Annotated in this window: 1 protein-coding gene; it reads right to left on the bottom strand. The window is 52.3% G+C overall.

The window, feature by feature from the left end:
• Positions 1–388 (bottom strand): hypothetical protein (locus EHH60_RS36965; protein WP_199752537.1); only part of this gene is annotated, 388 nt, incomplete at both ends.

Here is a 388-nt window from a genome sequence, read left to right as displayed (position 1 = left end):
CTGCGCTTCTTCATGGTCGTTAAACAGCACGTCCCAGAAGCGTTGCCCAAACTGCGACAGTGGTCCATTCAACTGTTTGTGGATCTGAATGTCTTTGACCCGCTCGACAGCGTTGGTGGCTTTAGCCGGCAGAATAAACTCGTTCAGTTCTACCGTTTTATAACCGAGACTACGCACCACCAGTTCGTCATTCAGGTGCCACTCCGGCCCCGGAATCGTTGCCTGCTGGCTGCGAGAGGCCAGCGTCATCACGCGATCGGTATCAACCCCCATTTCCATGGTGGTGGAACAGTTGAGAACATTTAGTTGCCCATTCTTGAACATCTTTTCATAGCTTTGCAGACGTTCTGACGACTGCTGGGCAGAGTGCTCGGCAGTACGATAGTAG

Source organism: Bradyrhizobium sp. RP6 (genome assembly GCF_003837805.1).
Lineage (GTDB): Bacteria > Pseudomonadota > Alphaproteobacteria > Rhizobiales > Xanthobacteraceae > Bradyrhizobium.
This window is presented reverse-complemented; position numbering and strand designations above follow the sequence as displayed.